Annotated in this window: 22 protein-coding genes; 7 read left to right on the top strand and 15 right to left on the bottom strand. The window is 42.1% G+C overall.

Annotated features, from left to right (window positions below; genetic code table 11):
- Positions 1–140: 140 nt before the first annotated feature.
- The 5 genes from ACZMIG_RS02725 to ACZMIG_RS02705 are packed head-to-tail and all read right to left on the bottom strand — an operon-like array spanning position 141 to position 3,742.
- A complete protein-coding gene (locus ACZMIG_RS02725; protein WP_487889010.1) occupies positions 141–608 on the bottom strand; it encodes a hypothetical protein in 468 nt (155 codons plus the stop codon).
- Positions 609–623: 15 nt separating this feature from the next.
- On the bottom strand, positions 624–1,013 hold the full coding sequence (locus ACZMIG_RS02720; protein ID WP_487889009.1) for a hypothetical protein: 390 nt from the start codon (positions 1,011–1,013) through the stop codon (positions 624–626).
- 12 nt (positions 1,014–1,025) lie between these two features.
- Positions 1,026–1,490: an N-acetylmuramoyl-L-alanine amidase gene (locus tag ACZMIG_RS02715; RefSeq protein ID WP_487889008.1), complete on the bottom strand. Its 465-nt coding sequence runs from the start codon at positions 1,488–1,490 to the stop codon at positions 1,026–1,028.
- A 3-nt stretch (positions 1,491–1,493) separates the two neighbouring features.
- Positions 1,494–2,699 (bottom strand): BACON domain-containing protein, encoded by a 1,206-nt coding sequence (locus ACZMIG_RS02710; RefSeq protein WP_487889007.1) that lies wholly within the window; start codon positions 2,697–2,699, stop codon positions 1,494–1,496.
- A 5-nt stretch (positions 2,700–2,704) separates the two neighbouring features.
- Positions 2,705–3,742, bottom strand: coding sequence for a head maturation protease, ClpP-related (locus ACZMIG_RS02705; protein WP_487889006.1), 1,038 nt, complete (start codon positions 3,740–3,742; stop codon positions 2,705–2,707).
- Positions 3,743–3,922: 180 nt separating this feature from the next.
- Here ACZMIG_RS02705 and ACZMIG_RS02700 point away from each other — a divergent pair, with 180 nt between their 5' ends.
- The 5 genes from ACZMIG_RS02700 to ACZMIG_RS02680 are packed head-to-tail and all read left to right on the top strand — an operon-like array spanning position 3,923 to position 9,161.
- Positions 3,923–4,366 carry a helix-turn-helix domain-containing protein gene (locus ACZMIG_RS02700; protein ID WP_259031305.1) on the top strand — a complete coding sequence of 148 codons (444 nt, stop codon included), beginning with the start codon at positions 3,923–3,925 and terminating at the stop codon, positions 4,364–4,366.
- Between the two features lie 11 nt (positions 4,367–4,377).
- Positions 4,378–5,910: a hypothetical protein gene (locus tag ACZMIG_RS02695; RefSeq protein WP_487889005.1), complete on the top strand. Its 1,533-nt coding sequence runs from the start codon at positions 4,378–4,380 to the stop codon at positions 5,908–5,910.
- Between the two features lie 17 nt (positions 5,911–5,927).
- Positions 5,928–6,353 carry a DUF1320 domain-containing protein gene (locus ACZMIG_RS02690; protein WP_259031307.1) on the top strand — a complete coding sequence of 142 codons (426 nt, stop codon included), beginning with the start codon at positions 5,928–5,930 and terminating at the stop codon, positions 6,351–6,353.
- Positions 6,354–6,363: 10 nt separating this feature from the next.
- Positions 6,364–7,722 (top strand): phage portal protein family protein, encoded by a 1,359-nt coding sequence (locus ACZMIG_RS02685; protein ID WP_487889004.1) that lies wholly within the window; start codon positions 6,364–6,366, stop codon positions 7,720–7,722.
- Positions 7,716–9,161 (top strand): phage minor head protein, encoded by a 1,446-nt coding sequence (locus ACZMIG_RS02680; protein WP_487889051.1) that lies wholly within the window; start codon positions 7,716–7,718, stop codon positions 9,159–9,161. Before ACZMIG_RS02685 ends, ACZMIG_RS02680 begins: the two co-directional genes overlap by 7 nt.
- On the opposite strand, the gene ACZMIG_RS02675 is transcribed toward ACZMIG_RS02680, so the two are convergent.
- Positions 9,145–9,336, bottom strand: a complete 192-nt coding sequence (locus ACZMIG_RS02675; protein ID WP_487889003.1) for a hypothetical protein — start codon at positions 9,334–9,336, stop codon at positions 9,145–9,147. The two genes, ACZMIG_RS02680 and ACZMIG_RS02675, sit on opposite strands and share 17 nt — an antisense overlap.
- An 86-nt stretch (positions 9,337–9,422) precedes the next feature.
- On the opposite strand from ACZMIG_RS02675, the gene ACZMIG_RS02670 reads away from it, so the two are divergent.
- Both ACZMIG_RS02670 and ACZMIG_RS02665 read left to right on the top strand, forming a co-directional pair.
- Positions 9,423–10,046, top strand: coding sequence for a phage virion morphogenesis family protein (locus tag ACZMIG_RS02670; RefSeq protein WP_487889002.1), 624 nt, complete (start codon positions 9,423–9,425; stop codon positions 10,044–10,046).
- Between the two features lie 4 nt (positions 10,047–10,050).
- On the top strand, positions 10,051–10,500 hold the full coding sequence (locus ACZMIG_RS02665; RefSeq protein WP_455765761.1) for a hypothetical protein: 450 nt from the start codon (positions 10,051–10,053) through the stop codon (positions 10,498–10,500).
- Here ACZMIG_RS02665 and ACZMIG_RS02660 read toward each other — a convergent pair.
- From ACZMIG_RS02660 to ACZMIG_RS02620, 9 genes are all read right to left on the bottom strand, one after another.
- Entirely contained in the window at positions 10,495–10,764 is a 270-nt protein-coding gene (locus tag ACZMIG_RS02660) for a transposase (RefSeq protein ID WP_455765760.1), read from the bottom strand. The genes ACZMIG_RS02665 and ACZMIG_RS02660 overlap by 6 nt on opposite strands.
- A gap of 107 nt (positions 10,765–10,871) precedes the next feature.
- The gene (locus ACZMIG_RS02655) at positions 10,872–11,537 is read right to left on the bottom strand and encodes a DUF3164 family protein (protein WP_487889001.1); all 666 of its coding nucleotides are present in this window, start codon (positions 11,535–11,537) and stop codon (positions 10,872–10,874) included.
- 16 nt (positions 11,538–11,553) lie between these two features.
- On the bottom strand, positions 11,554–11,748 hold the full coding sequence (locus ACZMIG_RS02650) for a hypothetical protein (protein ID WP_259031314.1): 195 nt from the start codon (positions 11,746–11,748) through the stop codon (positions 11,554–11,556).
- A gap of 2 nt (positions 11,749–11,750) precedes the next feature.
- A complete protein-coding gene (locus ACZMIG_RS02645; protein WP_443680023.1) occupies positions 11,751–12,161 on the bottom strand; it encodes a hypothetical protein in 411 nt (136 codons plus the stop codon).
- Between the two features lie 278 nt (positions 12,162–12,439).
- The gene (locus ACZMIG_RS02640) at positions 12,440–12,748 is read right to left on the bottom strand and encodes a DUF4406 domain-containing protein (RefSeq protein WP_443680021.1); all 309 of its coding nucleotides are present in this window, start codon (positions 12,746–12,748) and stop codon (positions 12,440–12,442) included.
- Positions 12,745–12,984: an RNA polymerase subunit sigma gene (locus ACZMIG_RS02635; protein ID WP_487889000.1), complete on the bottom strand. Its 240-nt coding sequence runs from the start codon at positions 12,982–12,984 to the stop codon at positions 12,745–12,747. The genes ACZMIG_RS02640 and ACZMIG_RS02635 overlap by 4 nt, the downstream gene beginning before the upstream one ends.
- Entirely contained in the window at positions 12,968–13,618 is a 651-nt protein-coding gene (locus tag ACZMIG_RS02630; protein WP_259031316.1) for a P-loop NTPase family protein, read from the bottom strand. Before ACZMIG_RS02630 ends, ACZMIG_RS02635 begins: the two co-directional genes overlap by 17 nt.
- The gene (locus ACZMIG_RS02625) at positions 13,596–13,850 is read right to left on the bottom strand and encodes a hypothetical protein (protein WP_455765756.1); all 255 of its coding nucleotides are present in this window, start codon (positions 13,848–13,850) and stop codon (positions 13,596–13,598) included. The genes ACZMIG_RS02630 and ACZMIG_RS02625 overlap by 23 nt, the downstream gene beginning before the upstream one ends.
- The gene (locus ACZMIG_RS02620; protein ID WP_259031318.1) at positions 13,847–14,728 is read right to left on the bottom strand and encodes an ATP-binding protein; all 882 of its coding nucleotides are present in this window, start codon (positions 14,726–14,728) and stop codon (positions 13,847–13,849) included. Before ACZMIG_RS02620 ends, ACZMIG_RS02625 begins: the two co-directional genes overlap by 4 nt.
- Positions 14,729–14,732: the final 4 nt, after the last annotated feature.

The raw sequence follows: 14,732 nt of genomic DNA, 5'->3' as shown, positions 1-14,732 counted from the left end.
TTTCGTAGTATTCTACCAAAATTTGCAGACTGTCACAACTTGCATATACAGTAATTACGTCTTTGTTACGGCTTACTGATACATTGGCCTGACCGCTTTTCCCGCTGTACGATGCCATTGGAGGTAAATTCATCAAGCTGTCAGCCTGTATCTCCAGTTTCACCTCCGACTTCGGAACCGTTTCCGTCCGTATCAGGCGGACTTCGCTGTCCAGACTGTCCGTCATCGTCTGTATTGCTTCCATCTGTGTTCCCTTCAGCGTTGTCTTTCGGGTGCTCGCGCACCCCACGCAACACAGGGCAATCATCATGATGCTTGCAATTGTTAGCAGTATCGATAGCCTTGCGAAGACGAGCCATTTCACGCTTGGTGGCTTGCAGATCTTTCCGTGTTCCATTGAGTTCTTCCTTTAGTGGTTCTACTATGTTTTCTATTAGTATTCGGGTAGCTTGCTCAGTGTTGTCTATACGCACTGTTTCGGCTTCAGCCTGCGCCTTCTCAGCTTCCGCATTGGCTTGCTTTACTTTTGCCTTCAGTGTCACAATACCAATCACGGTCGCCAAGAGAGTGCCACCCAGTACGAAATTTAGGATTTCACTGAGTTCCATAAACATTTTATTTTGCTATTCCTTACTGTCGGCCTTTTTAGAAATCAAGCCTATAATCCATTGAACAAGTCCTGTATCTGCAATACCATTTGAAACAAGAGATGCCCCAAATCCATACAACAAAGCAATATACCAGGTAACACCTTCTACAAATCCGGCGTCAAGCCACCATAACAACATAGTCGCCACGAGACCGACAAGCCAACTTACAATTTGTGTCGCCAGTCCTTGCATTTTAGGAAAGATTGCCTTAATACCTTCAGTCAACAAAACGACACAACCGGTAAAACCTGCAAAGGTCGCAATCATGTTGTCATAATTCACATCTGACGTTTCACCCGTTTGGGCAAATGTTACTGATACAAATCCAAGCATCAGTACAAAAAATAAAAGAAATCGTTTCATTTGTTTTTGAATTTATTGATTTATACCTATTTGTTTAAGCCATTTTTTTACATCAAAACTGGGGCAGGCCTTTGCCGCCAGCTCATTATGTCCGACAATACGAACAGTGGGAAAACGCTTGTGGAAATCTTTTACATATTCTTCAAGTGCTTTAAGCTGCTGCGGTGTTCTGGTATCTTTGGCTGTTTTACCATCTTTTCCGACACCACCTACATATACAACATGACGTGACACTGAATTTTTCCCGGCAACACCGTTGGTTATTTCCCACGGATCCACATTTGCATCTTCATTGTTTTTCACAAGTCTTTCTACCTTGCCGTCAAGATGTATCATATCCGTGTAGCCCACCTGTTTCCATCCGCGTCCTCCCTTACTAACTGGATCCGTATGCCAATGTCGGATATCAGAGGAGGAAACTTCACGCCCTTCCGGTGTTGCGGTACAATGCAGTACAAGATATTTCAATTTCTGCATACGTTATGCCCCCTGCTGATTTTGCGTGATTGTTATCTCAACAGTTTTCTCAGGGGCAGAATTCAAGGTAACGATAACTTTACCGCTTTTTGCCTTTCCCGTGCTATTTGCCTCTGCTGAAATTGTAATTCCGGTTTCGGTTTCTTCTATACTAAAGCCGGATGGAGCCGCACCAACAGTATATTCGCCGCTTGCTGTAATTTCTACCTCCTTACTACCTCCTGTAGGATCGATAGTAACCGTAGTAGGATCTGCGGAAATAGTTTTTTCTGCAGGCTTAAATACAGGAACCTCACGGCTATCCAGAACAACGATTTCCTCACCGAAAGCGATGTTTGTATCTGCCTTCATCAACATTTTGAAGAAGTACAATTCACTGGCATTAGAAATCTTGTCGATTTGGATAACGTTTTCATCATCCTGCAGATTGACAGCAGCAAACAGGTTACCATCTGCCCCCATAGAGCACAATGTAATCACAATCAAACCATCAGGCCAAGCGGCCAATGTTTCAATGTCAATTCCTTTGTAACGCTTCGCATTGACATCTGTTTCACTTGAGTTCTTCGCTTCTCGTTCAGTCAATTCGTCATCGTATTTATCAAAATCATCGATGCTCATGATAATACGAAGGTTCGGGTTATTTCGGATGGCTTTTGGGATTGCCTTTCGCATAGCCTTCAACTTACCGATCATAGTCTCTTCTTCGCTGTCCACAATGATAAGTTCCTTGTCTTTTGCCATCTGGGTAAGAATACCGTTGAACAAATGGTCATCATCATCACCATATTCTCCATTTATATAATGGTATCCCAATTCAAACTGTACTTGTTTTGCTAATTCTGCCAGAAGAGCATTTTGGGCTTCAGGTGGCAACTCTGCAAATACAAGATTACCTTTGGGTTGCCATTTTCTCCAGATGTCTTCAAATGCGCGTGGATTAAACACGGTAAAGGCCATGAAGTCCTTCGGTTCAAGGCTTTTTTCGTCATAGTTGAAATTTCCCTTAGAGTCCTCTACACCTGGATTTTCTTTGCGTTTCTGCAGCATCTTTCCGCTTTTCAGACGCGGCAGACTGATTTTCTTTTCCACTCCGGGAATAACCATGATAAGTCCTTTCTCCACAATCTCGTTCCCGGTGGCAGCGAGTGTCAGAAGTTGTTCAAGGACCTCGCCATTGTAATTGGTGTTTTTTACTACTATTGCCATATCTTTTATTTGTTAAGTTTGTCTTTGATTTCCTTCATTCGCTTATTCCAGGGGCTGTCTCCACCTAAATCAACTTTAATGTCCTCCATAACTTTACGCTTTGGGGTAAGTGAGGCAAGGAGCTTCTTTCCTTCTTCCGGATTAGTTTTAAGGATATTTTCATACATAGGACGTGTTTCTGCATTGATACGGCCGTCATTCTCAGCCTTGTCAAGCAAGTCCTTATTTGCGGCCTCTTCATCAGCAGCGGCCTTATCCTCAAACTCCTTCAAACGCGCCTTCAGTGTCGCATTTTCTTTGGTCAGACTTCCCACCTGTCCGGCCTCGTTTGCATAGGTTTTTGCTTTGGCAATTACCTCTTCCTCGCTTTTGCAATCCTTAAACGAGGGATGCTTTCTGATTTCATCAAGATTCATTGTTTTCTGATTTTGTGGCTCAATGAGCCGGTTATTGAATAAAGTATATATCTGTTCCGGAGTACTATTCTCTGGTACAGGTTCCGCGTCATAAATGCCATCTATAAATCCGAGTTCAAGGGCTTCACTTGCAGTTAACCAGTGATCCTCACCGTCAAAATAGGAGGCTTTAACCTCATCCTTTGTCATTCCCAAACGGGCAGCATAGATATCCCCAAGACTATCCTCAAGGCTTTCTATTTCTTCTATGCACTTTTGCATCTCTTTTTTGTTGCCGTAACACCCACCACTAACACTGTGCAGCATTAGCCTTGCATATTTACTCATCTCTACGGGCTTACCACATAAGGCTATAACACTGGCCATACTTGCGGCAATGCCATCTACATAAAGATGTACATCAGCCTTACTGTTTTTTATGGCATTATAAATAGCAATGCCACAATACACTTCTCCTCCGTTACTATTGATGCGTACATTGACGCGTCGGCTTACCTTCTCAGCTTCCAGAAGTTCCTTGGCAATACGTCCACTCTGAACCTCGCCATAATAATCGCCAATGTCGCCGTAAAGGAAAATGGTACTTATCCCTTTACTATCTGTTTGTATATTAAAAAACTTGCTCATTATCAATCGCGTTTATGATGCAAAAATGCAACAAAACAACGGGGTGTGGAAACTGCATTTTTATCATAAAATGTTATGACGTTATGATAACGCCATAACATCCTATCATGCGTAATGACTTTCGTAAAGCGGTCTTTTTGTGGCAATTTTGTAGCATGAAATTCAATAATATAAAGTATTATGGCAGAACTAACAAATGCCCAGAAAAAAGAATGGGCCAAGACATTATACCTGCGTGAGAACCTTACACAACAGGAAATTGCGGAGCGTGTTGGAGTTTCTCGCGTAACTGTATCAAACTGGGTACGCACCGGGAAGTGGGAAGAACAAAAGGTTGGATTAACTCTTACTCGCCAGGAGCAGGTGGCTAACCTGTACCGTCAGGTTGCAGAAATCAACCGTGCCATTTCTCAGCGTCCCGAAGGGGAACGATTTGCTTCATCTAAAGAGGCAGATATCCTTGGAAAGCTATCTGCCTCAATCCGAAACATGGAGCAGGAGGTCGGAATTGCTGATACAATCAGTGTGCTTACAGGTTTTATTGAATATGTTCGTGCTGTTGACCTCGAAAAGGCTAAAGAACTTACAAAATTAGCGGATGCATTTATTAAGGATAAGTTATAGGAGGAGATTAAATGAAACAAGCAGATAAACTCGCGCTCCTCGATTGGGATAAATATAAAGAGGAGATTGCAAGGGCAACCCCCGTTGATAAGTCCATGACGACGGCAGAACGTGAAAGGCACCGTTTATATCTTGAAAAACATCCCATAGAGTGGATTAAGTTTTTTTTCCCAAATTATGCCAAGTATGAATTTGCCGATTTTCAGAAAAAAGCCATACGCCGAATTATCTCACACGACGAATGGTTTGAGGTACTTTCCTGGAGTCGTGAGCTTGCTAAATCAACCATTACAATGTTTATTGTTATGTTCCTCACGCTTACAGGGCGTAAGAAAAATGTCATTCTTACCTCGAATAGTAAAGACAACGCGATGCGACTTCTTGCCCCGTATCGGGCAAACCTTGAGGCAAATGGACGAATCATAGCCTACTATGGTAAGCAAGAAATGCCTGGTTCATGGACGGAAGATGAATTTGTCACTAAGGGAAAGGTGTCATTCAGGGCACTCGGTGCCGGACAGTCACCCCGTGGATCGCGAAATGAGGCAATCCGTCCGGACCTGTTACTCGTGGACGATTTCGACACTGACGAGGACACAAAAAATCCGGATATCATTCAGAAAAGGTGGGACTGGTGGGAAAATGCGTTGTACCCCACACGTTCTATTTCTGAGCCGACAGTTGTTATTTTTTGCGGCAATATTATTGCTAAGGATTGCTGTGTGGTACGTGCCGGGGAAATGGCCGATTCATGGGATATAGTCAATATACGTGATAAAAACGGACGTTCCTCATGGCCGGAGAAAAATTCTGAGGAGGATATTGACCGCACAATTTCAAAAATATCTACCAAGGCTGTCCAGGGAGAATATTTCAATAACCCTATTTCTGCGGGTGAGGTATTTGAAACTATTTCTTATGGTAAGATTCCGCCATTATCCAAATTCAAGTTCCTGGTGGCTTATGGCGACCCGGCACCTGGAGAAAGCAAAGGAAAGAAGGGCAAGTCTTTCAAGACTGTTTCGCTGCTTGGAAAGATTGGGAGTAGGCTTTATGTCATTAAAACTTTTCTTGCTAAGGCTTTGAATGCCGAGTTTATTGAATGGTATGTAAAGCTACTGGAGTTCGTAAACGGAAAGGCTACAGTATATTGCTATATGGAAAACAATAAACTTCAGGATCCATTCTTTCAACAGGTTTTCAAGCCACTTGTGGCCAAGGTTAGAAAGGAGCATAAAATATCTCTTTACATCCGAGGTGATGAGCAAAAAAAAACCGATAAGGCCACGCGTATAGAGGCAAATCTTGAACCATTAAACCGGGAAGGTAACCTAATACTGAATGAGGCTGAAAAAGACAATCCGCACATGAAGGAGCTGGAGGATCAATTCAAGTTATTTACCTTATCCCTTCGTTATCCGGCTGACGGACCTGATGCCGTTGAAGGTGGAAACCGAATAATTGACGAATTAATACGCAAAGCGGAGCCTCCTGTATTTCGAAGCAGAAAGGATTTAAGGAATAGGAACAAACGTAGAATGTAATATTTAACACTAACAATATGAGCCAATTTGTAGAACTGACCGATTATGATGCAAGTATCCATAGGGATATATTAGATGCACTTGTACGAGAGGACGAAACACTCGTTGAGGTCTGTGAAGACAGGGCCATTGCCGAAATGCGATGTTACCTGTCCAAACGATATGACTGCGACAAAATTTTTTCGGCAACAGGAACAGGCCGGAATGAACTTGTACTTATGATGGTAATTGATATAGCAGTATATCATATTTTCTGTATTCATAATCCACAAAAATTGTCCCAAGTACGCAAAGATAGGTATGAACGTGCTGTAGAATGGATGAAAGCTGTTGCAGCTGAAGATATTTCTATTGAGGGAGCACCCTTGCTCCCAGATGACATACGTGCAAGTAATTCATCATTCAGAATAAAAAGCAATCGTAAAAGAGTAAACCATTGGTAATATTAACAATATGAGCAGAAAAAAGAATAAAAATAAGCCGGGGATTATCACAGTTGGTGGTAATTTTATGGCACCTGGACAGAAAAAGCCCAATGTTATTGTACTAACCCAACCCAAACGTTTCGGGCTGGATATAGCGGACTATATGTCTGCCATACGAGCAGCTGAGAATGTGGACTTCTCACGTAGGTATAAGTTATATGACTTATATTCTGACATACTTATGGATACGCATCTCACCTGTGTGATAGAGAAACGTAAGAATGCGGTATTATGCTCTGATATAGAGTTTCAGGTAAATGGGAAGCCGGACGAGACCGTAAATGAACAGATACGTTCGCCCTGGTTCAATAAACTTATTGGGGATATCATAGACGCCAGGTTCTGGGGATTTTCGCTTTGCCAATTCTATAAAGAAGGAGAATGGGTGGACTATGATCTTGTGCCGCGTAAACATGTAGACCCCATCAAAAAACTAATCTTGCGTCACCAGACTGATGTTACGGGATTGCCTTGGGACAAATATACAGATCTCTTATTTATTGGAAGTCCAAGCGATTTAGGGCTGCTTGCAAAAGCCGCTCCCTGGGTCATATACAAGCGTAACACTACAGGTGACTGGTCACAGTTCTCGGAAATATTTGGAATGCCTATTCAGGAGTATATCTATGATTCAGATGACGAGGAATCCAGACAAAGAGCAATGGAGGATGCGGCCAACACTGGAAGTCTTGCACAGTTTTTCCACGCTAAGGATACCGAATTTAAGCTGACTGAGGCCGGAAACAAAACAGGTTCTGCAGATGTGTACGAACGCCTTTGCGAACGATGCAACAACGAAATATCTAAACTTGTACTCGGTAATACATTGACAACAGAATCTTCTGAAAACGGCACTCAGGCCCTTGGTACCGTACATAAAAAAGTAGAAGATAAAGTTGCTCAAGCTGATAAGAATTATGTGCTTGACATTCTCAATTATGACATGAGCGACATTTTTGCGCACATGGGCATTAACACTGCCGGTGGGGTTTTCTGCTTCCCGGAAAAGAAAGAAACAGACTCTACAACAAAGCTTAATATAATAACCACACTAAAGAAAAACTTCAACTTGCCTGTTTCTGATGAATATCTATATGAAGAATTTGGCATCGAAAAGCCGGACAACTACGAACAGATAAAAAAAGAACAGAATAAGCAGAACCAACACAATAATGTTCCGGCTCAAATATCGGATACGGATAAAGAGGAAAAAAGGGAAGGAAAGACCCAGGAGCCAACCCCGGCGCAAAAAAAGTCCTTCCGTAATTGGATTGCAAGTTTTTTCGGGAAAGCCCCGTCAGGCGACGGGGCAGCTTTAGACTGGTAGTTGATGAACTGTATGGTGTAAAGGGGGATAGTGTAACCGGTGATTTTGAATTCTCAGAAGATGTATTACGTCGTGCCTTATTGAACATATACAGTAAAGACTTCCATCCTGTCACTGATATCGAAATAAACCTTTTTAATGAAATATGGTCACAAATGAACAAGGCCACAAAAAAAGGGTTCAAAAAGTCTAAGGTGACAGATCCGGATGATGATTTTAGGGATGCCGTTATGCGAAACAATGCTGTATTTGCGGCTTTCAAGGTTCATCGTATGCAAAATGATATGGCCAAATTATTATTGGATTCGGATGGCAATCTAAAGCCGTTCGAACAGTGGAAAAATGAGGTCATGCCTATTGCTTCACACCAGGTAGGAGCCTGGTTAAGGACAGAATATGATACTGCAGTAATACGCGCACATCAGGCTGCAGACTGGCAACAGTTTGAACGGGAAAAGGACGTTCTTCCTAATTTACGCTGGATGCCTTCAACGTCAATTACACCAGGTGCAGATCATAAAAGGTTCTGGGGAACAGTCCGCCCAATAGATGATGCCTTTTGGAGCGAACACCGCCCAGGTGACAGGTGGAACTGTAAATGTGGATTATCATCTACTGATGACCCGGTAACACCAATACCAGATTTTGACTCAAGAGATAAAGCACAGGATGGTCTTGAGAACAATCCGGGTAAAGATGGTAAGTTATTTTCAGACAATCATCCCTACCAAAAAAATGCATATCCGAAAGCAGATGATGCGGTAAGTAAACTAAAAAAACGCATTGACGAAATGATAAAGGAAATGCCGGACAACCTGACCATAGATGAAAAAATGGCCATAGCCCGGAACAACCTTGAATTGGAAAAGAGTATCGGAGTAGTCAAAGAGAAAAATATGACTTATGAAGAGGCGAATAAAGGCAAGGAGAACCCAAACTTCTCACAAGACACGTCCTACAAAGTCAATTGTCAAACCTGTGTCCCCGTTCACCTACTTAGAAGACGCGGTTTTAATATAGAAGCTGCTCCTAATAAAGACAACAGTGCCTACAAACTGATGGATAAACAAGGTGTCGAATGGAACAAGAACCTTTTCGTAAACTATGATGGAAGTGATACGAAGTTTACATGGGCAAGGACATGGGCTCTTAAAAACGGAGTAAGGAAAATGACAGAAAAAAAGATAAGCCAATTTTTTCTTGAAAACATGAAAGAAGACGGCTTATATGAGATATATTGCGCATGGAAAGGGGGCGGTGCACATGTATTCTGTGCGGAGACCCAAAACGGAAAGACAAGACTGTTTGATCCACAATCCGGAGACGACAATGTACTCAGATACATTTCAAGTATGTCCGGACAAAGTGTGGGCGTGCTGAGAATTGATAATAAACTGATAAATACGAAAATATCAGGACTATTTACAAAGAAGAAGTGATATGAAAATCTGTATCACAAACCAGCGAAAGGTTTCCGTTGCGGTCTACGATATAATGAGGCAAACCAGTCGGAAGACTAAAGCCATCCGCATCCACCATTTGGATAGAATAAACAGATTCTTCTTTAGTCTGCTTGACCAACTTCACAGTATTAAAGCCGTAGCTGTTAGCCATCCGTGTTATTTGTTCGGGTACATTCATATTATTTGCTTTAGACATCTATTGCAAAGGTAGAAATTTATTTTCTAAATCAATCAATTATGTATATAAAAGATTTCGCAAAACTGATAGAACAGAAACGTAAGGAGCTTGATAAAATGATGCGCCGAAAAATGCCGGTCATTGCCGGGCGTATGGCAAAGGATCATTTCCAGGAGAATTTCCGGCAAGGCGGGTTTGTCAATGGCGGATTGAATCCGTGGCCACAAGCTAAAAGGCTTTCATCTGGAGGAACAGACGCCGCCAGCAATTACGGTACGCTGCTGTCCAGTCGTAATCACTTGTTCAGCTCCATCAAGTACATCCCTTCTGATTATCGGGTGAAAGTATCCAACGAACTCGTATATGCTCCTATACACAACTGGGGCGGAACTGTTTCTATAACCGTCACAGACCGCATGAGACGCTTTGCATGGGCCAGGTTCTATAAGGCTTCAGGTCGCAAGAGAAAAGCGGACACAGGGCAAAAGAAGGGCAAGAAACGGCGTAGAAAACAAACAATGGATAATCCGCAGGCATCATTTTGGAAAGGGCTTGCACTTACCAAAAAAAAGAAGCTCAATATTCACATACCTCAAAGGCAGTTTTTGGGGGAAAGTAAAGAGTTAACAGATAAAATAAACGAAAGAATGGAGAAAGAAATAAGAACCATATTAAACTCATAACATCATGGAAGAAATTTTTATTGAAATTATGGAGCAGATTGCTCGAGAAATGCCGGAACTTTCTCTGATTGATGAAGATTACGGCCAGTTGGAAATGGGAGCTGAGGATGATCATTATCCCGTCACGTTCCCCTGTGCTTTGATAAGCGATACGAGCTCAGATTGGCACGATTTAGGTGGAGGAGCACAAAATAGCGATTCTTTAATAACGGTTCGCCTTGCCATTGATTGTTACGATGATACAAGTTTCGCCTCCGGAACTTACGATAAAGTTCGTGAACGACAAAAAATGGCAAATAAATTATATAAGGCATTGCAGTGTCTGGAATGTTCGGATAATTCATCTCCACTTATCAGAGAAAAGAGTAGAAGTTATTCATTACCCGGTTATATCAAAGTATTTGAATTTACTTTTTCTTTCACAATGCATGACGAATCAGCAATGGAACTATAATGTCTTAAATAACTCAAGTTGTGCAGCGGTTAATTTAGGAACCTTAATCTTGGGAAGGGGTTTGATACTTTTATCTATCCCTTCTCTTGACTTTTTACGGATAATAGTCATTATCCGTTCTTCGGATATGAAGAATTCACGCTCCGATAAAATGCGCAATGCGTCATCGAAGCGTAATCTTTGCACTTCCGTCCAATAATAATAACGTCTGCACAAAGCTTCATCACGTAACCGTATCAGTTCTTTATCTCGTCCTTTACCCATGAGCTATTTCCTATTGCAAAAATAATTGATTTACATCTATTTCAAGCAAAAAGCACCGTAAATATGAACTTTACGGTGCTTTCTGTTTAACACGTCAACAGCTTATCTTACAAACGACAAAAACTCGGCTCAATTCGCGTCCAAACACCGTTGTCCGGATTGCGTCTTGAGAAATAATAGTTGGTTGCATTTCGCTGTACCACGTTGGCCTCTTTGAATAAGCGCATGATATCTGCGTACTCTTCATCGAACTTATCTTCCAGCTCATATAGCTTGGAAATGGACTTATAATCCAAATCACCCATTTTGTTACGCTCCAGGAGCGTCATTGCCATCTGATACATCGGGTCATCAGATCCTTTCTCGCTATTTTGCATATAGCGTTTCAGATAGTCTATCAGACGGTCCGCTGCCATATCCGCACGTTCATCAAACCCTTTCACCTTGTTACTCTTTACCTCCAGGCGGAAGTCACCGTCTGTAATGGTATAGCTACGCTGGTCATCACTCTTAACCTGACCGTATTCTCTCATAACCGAAGTGAAGGCTTCGGCTTCTGTCTCCAGCCAATCGCGGAACCCTTTTACGTCAGACACAAGTTCAGTAACCTTGTTTTTAACGTCGTGCATAAACTCAGCACGCAAGCCTTCGTAAGTTTCACGACGTGCAATGCGGTCGTTTTTTTCCTCTTGCTGCAACTGTGCTAATAAAGCGTTTCGCTCCTCTTTACTCATGGATTTTACATCCACATTTTGTTTCTTTACTTCTTCCATTTTTTTGTTTTTTAAGTTAGTTATTATCTCCGTCTTTCTCATAATCCTGCATCTCAATATCAGGCTCTATAAGACAGGCTTCACTTTGTGCGTATGCCCAATCTGCAAGCTGGTCAAAAAACTCGGCTGCTTCTTCCTGTTCCATATCCAGGCTTGCAGTTCTGGCTTGACCTTCCAGGTCTTTCAAAACTGTTTCTGTTTTTTTGTTCATAGTCAATCATTTTTATGGTTATCTTTTTTTCGTCTTATCACACGTATTTTGGTTAATAGGGCGTCCAGTTCGTCCGGATCCAGATCCCTAAATACTTTTCCCGCCACCCGCTTATCCATACAGAAAGCATTTACCCTATCCCAAGAAGCTGTATCCACCCCAAGTAATTGCATCTGGTGTAATACTGCACTTCGTTTTCTTTTCAGTTCTTTCCGGTACAATTCCCGTCTTTCGTCATATCCGACAACCCGTTCCATTTCGTTACACATAGATGTGTATTCCTTTACCGTCATAAGATGCAGACTGGTTGTGCGTCCGTTGGTGAACTGATAAACAAGTGTTTCTTTATCTGCCCCGGATAATTTCTTAAGCAATCCATAAAATCGGGCAAAATTGGTTATTTCCTGTGCCATATCATTTTCCGTTTAGGATCATCTCACACTCTGTTGATTTTATACTAACACGACAAACTATCTTATCGGGTATGAGTGATTTTTCCGCGTACTCTTGCTCTGTCTGTTTGTAATAAATTTCTTTGAAATGCTTACCCAACTCAGACAGGATTTTCGTGTTGTATTCTCCACAAAATCCTATACGTGAAGAAAGTGTCTCACGGATTCTTCCTTTATACACTGTAGCAGTCAAAGTGATTACCACAACACCGGATTTCATTTTCACATTACCCATATCGTTACATATTAAATTGGTTCTCAAACAACACTTTAATTCCGCAAGAACTGGCCACATCAAGTTCTAACTTTGCCCCTTTTGATAGTTCCCATCCCTGAAGCATATAAATAAAATCACAACCAAGCAATAGGCCTATATCAGCTCTCATGTGATCTCTCCAATGTGCTTCATCTGGTAAACCGTTCTTGAACGGATTTACTGGGATGTAACCTTTCAGACTTAAGAAACGTTCTGCATTGTCAAATGCCTGGCGACGCTCTTCTAAATCATAGTGCGCTATGGCACCACTAATGTAAACTTTGTATTTCATTCTTTCTTTTCTTTAAGATTATTCAAGTCCTTAATATTAACCTGACAGGACGGATGCCAAATTTGTATATTCCTGGCGAACAATACGTCCTTCGTTTCAATCACTACATGACCTTTTGTTTTGGCTTTGCGTAAACGCAAATCACATTCAATATTTCGCTCAACCCAGTCATCAACTATCGCTGATACTTCACTACCTTTCAGTAGCATCTGGAATAGTTTATTCTCTAAACCCATCGTTTTCTATATTATCTTTTAATGCTTTTGCGGCTCCTTCCTCCCATACGACGTATGGAACTCCCGGACGTTCCATAAAACGGCTTTTACACCATGCCTTAAAGCAGCTTACCATGATTTTCACATCGGCATCATACTCAACCTTCCGGGCTGTTCTGCCAGCTGGATGCATCCCTTCCGCGTGACTGATAAATATGAACAGCTTTTTTGGATTACGCTCTTTTAAGGCCTTATACTCCGGATAACTTAGACCACTATATTGGAAACTGTCAATAATAATCACATTTGGACTACCTCTACGACTCAACCTTTCCTCCAGCTGATCCATTGGTTCGCGGTCAAGTATTATCAGCCGTTTTCTTACCTCATCCATTTTATGTCGCTGAAGGGACATCTGGAACGACCGGCCAACACTTTCTTCCAGGCTGTCATATATCACCTTACCGAAAGAACAAAGGTACTTGGCCAACTGCATTACAAATGATGTTTTGCCGTTTCCACTGGCCCCCCAAATAATCCAGGTTCCACTTTTTGCAGGATTACCCATTGAATCATACCAAGCACCGGAAAACTCAAAGCAGGGAATCTTCATATTTAGTACCTCATTGGGGCTATATGCTCGTTTCAGTTTCATTATTATTTTCTCTTTTTATTGATACCACTTTATATTTTAGAAAGCCATGTATAATATGAGGGTAATGGTGTATAGGAAGTAACTGCCCAATGCGAACATCCCAATAAGGTATATATGAGCCTTTCCAGATCTCGTTTTGAAATGGGCCAGCCTCTTCCACAAGTCCACCATCATTAACCTTAAACCACAAAATATCCTGACCTTTATCTTCTAACGATATTTTAGTTATCATGCCTGAACCCTCCTTAACTTTTCAATCTCAGTATATACTCTCCGGAGCCCCCCACCTGTTGCGTTTACTATTCGGGATATATCCGTTCCTTCTGGAGCATTTACCTTGGCAACGATGGCAGCTTGAGCCTTCAGGAACTTCTCGCGTTCCCTTGCGTCGTCCGGGGTAACCTTGCTGTAAGTGTCACCATATCGGCTCAACATTTCAGTATATCCGACCTTCTTGCCCTCAATGGCTCGGTTTATCTTTTCTTTCAGTCCGTCCGCTCCCATCATATACCAAGCACAGCAGCGTTCAGTGGCGTTCCAAAGGGCTTTCAGTTCCAGGAAGGCTTCATACTGCAGGTCTCCGGCTTCATCCAGAACCACCAGTGGTGTATCAATCGTACGCAGGTAAGCCACCAGATCCTCATACACATCACTGTAACGGCCATAGCTTCCAACACCGAACTCCTTGGCAATATAGCGTATCAGTTTGAGCTTTGTTTTCACCTGTGAACAGTCCACATATACAGCGTTCTTGTGCTGTTTCACATAAGCCTTTGCTGTGAATGTTTTTCCGATATTCGGCATATCACACAGGATGGCACTGAGTCCGCTGTCTTGGCAAACCTCCATTTGTTTGCTTATAAACACGTATGTCGGTGTCTTAGCCGCTACCCAAGGCATTTCCACACGTAGCTGTACGCCAAGTCTTCTGGCAATACCTATCCAGTTGGCATCGCTCACTTGCTTTTCATAATTCCCCCTTTTAATGGCGTTATATACGCTTGGGGCGATTCCCAATGCCGTTGCATGACGGTTGTCACTGGGATAATTTTCACGATCAGCCGCAATAGCTGATACAATACGTTTCTTAATTTCGTTTGTTATTTCCATTTGA

It is taken from the genome of Xylanibacter sp. (assembly GCF_057607445.1).
This window is presented reverse-complemented; position numbering and strand designations above follow the sequence as displayed.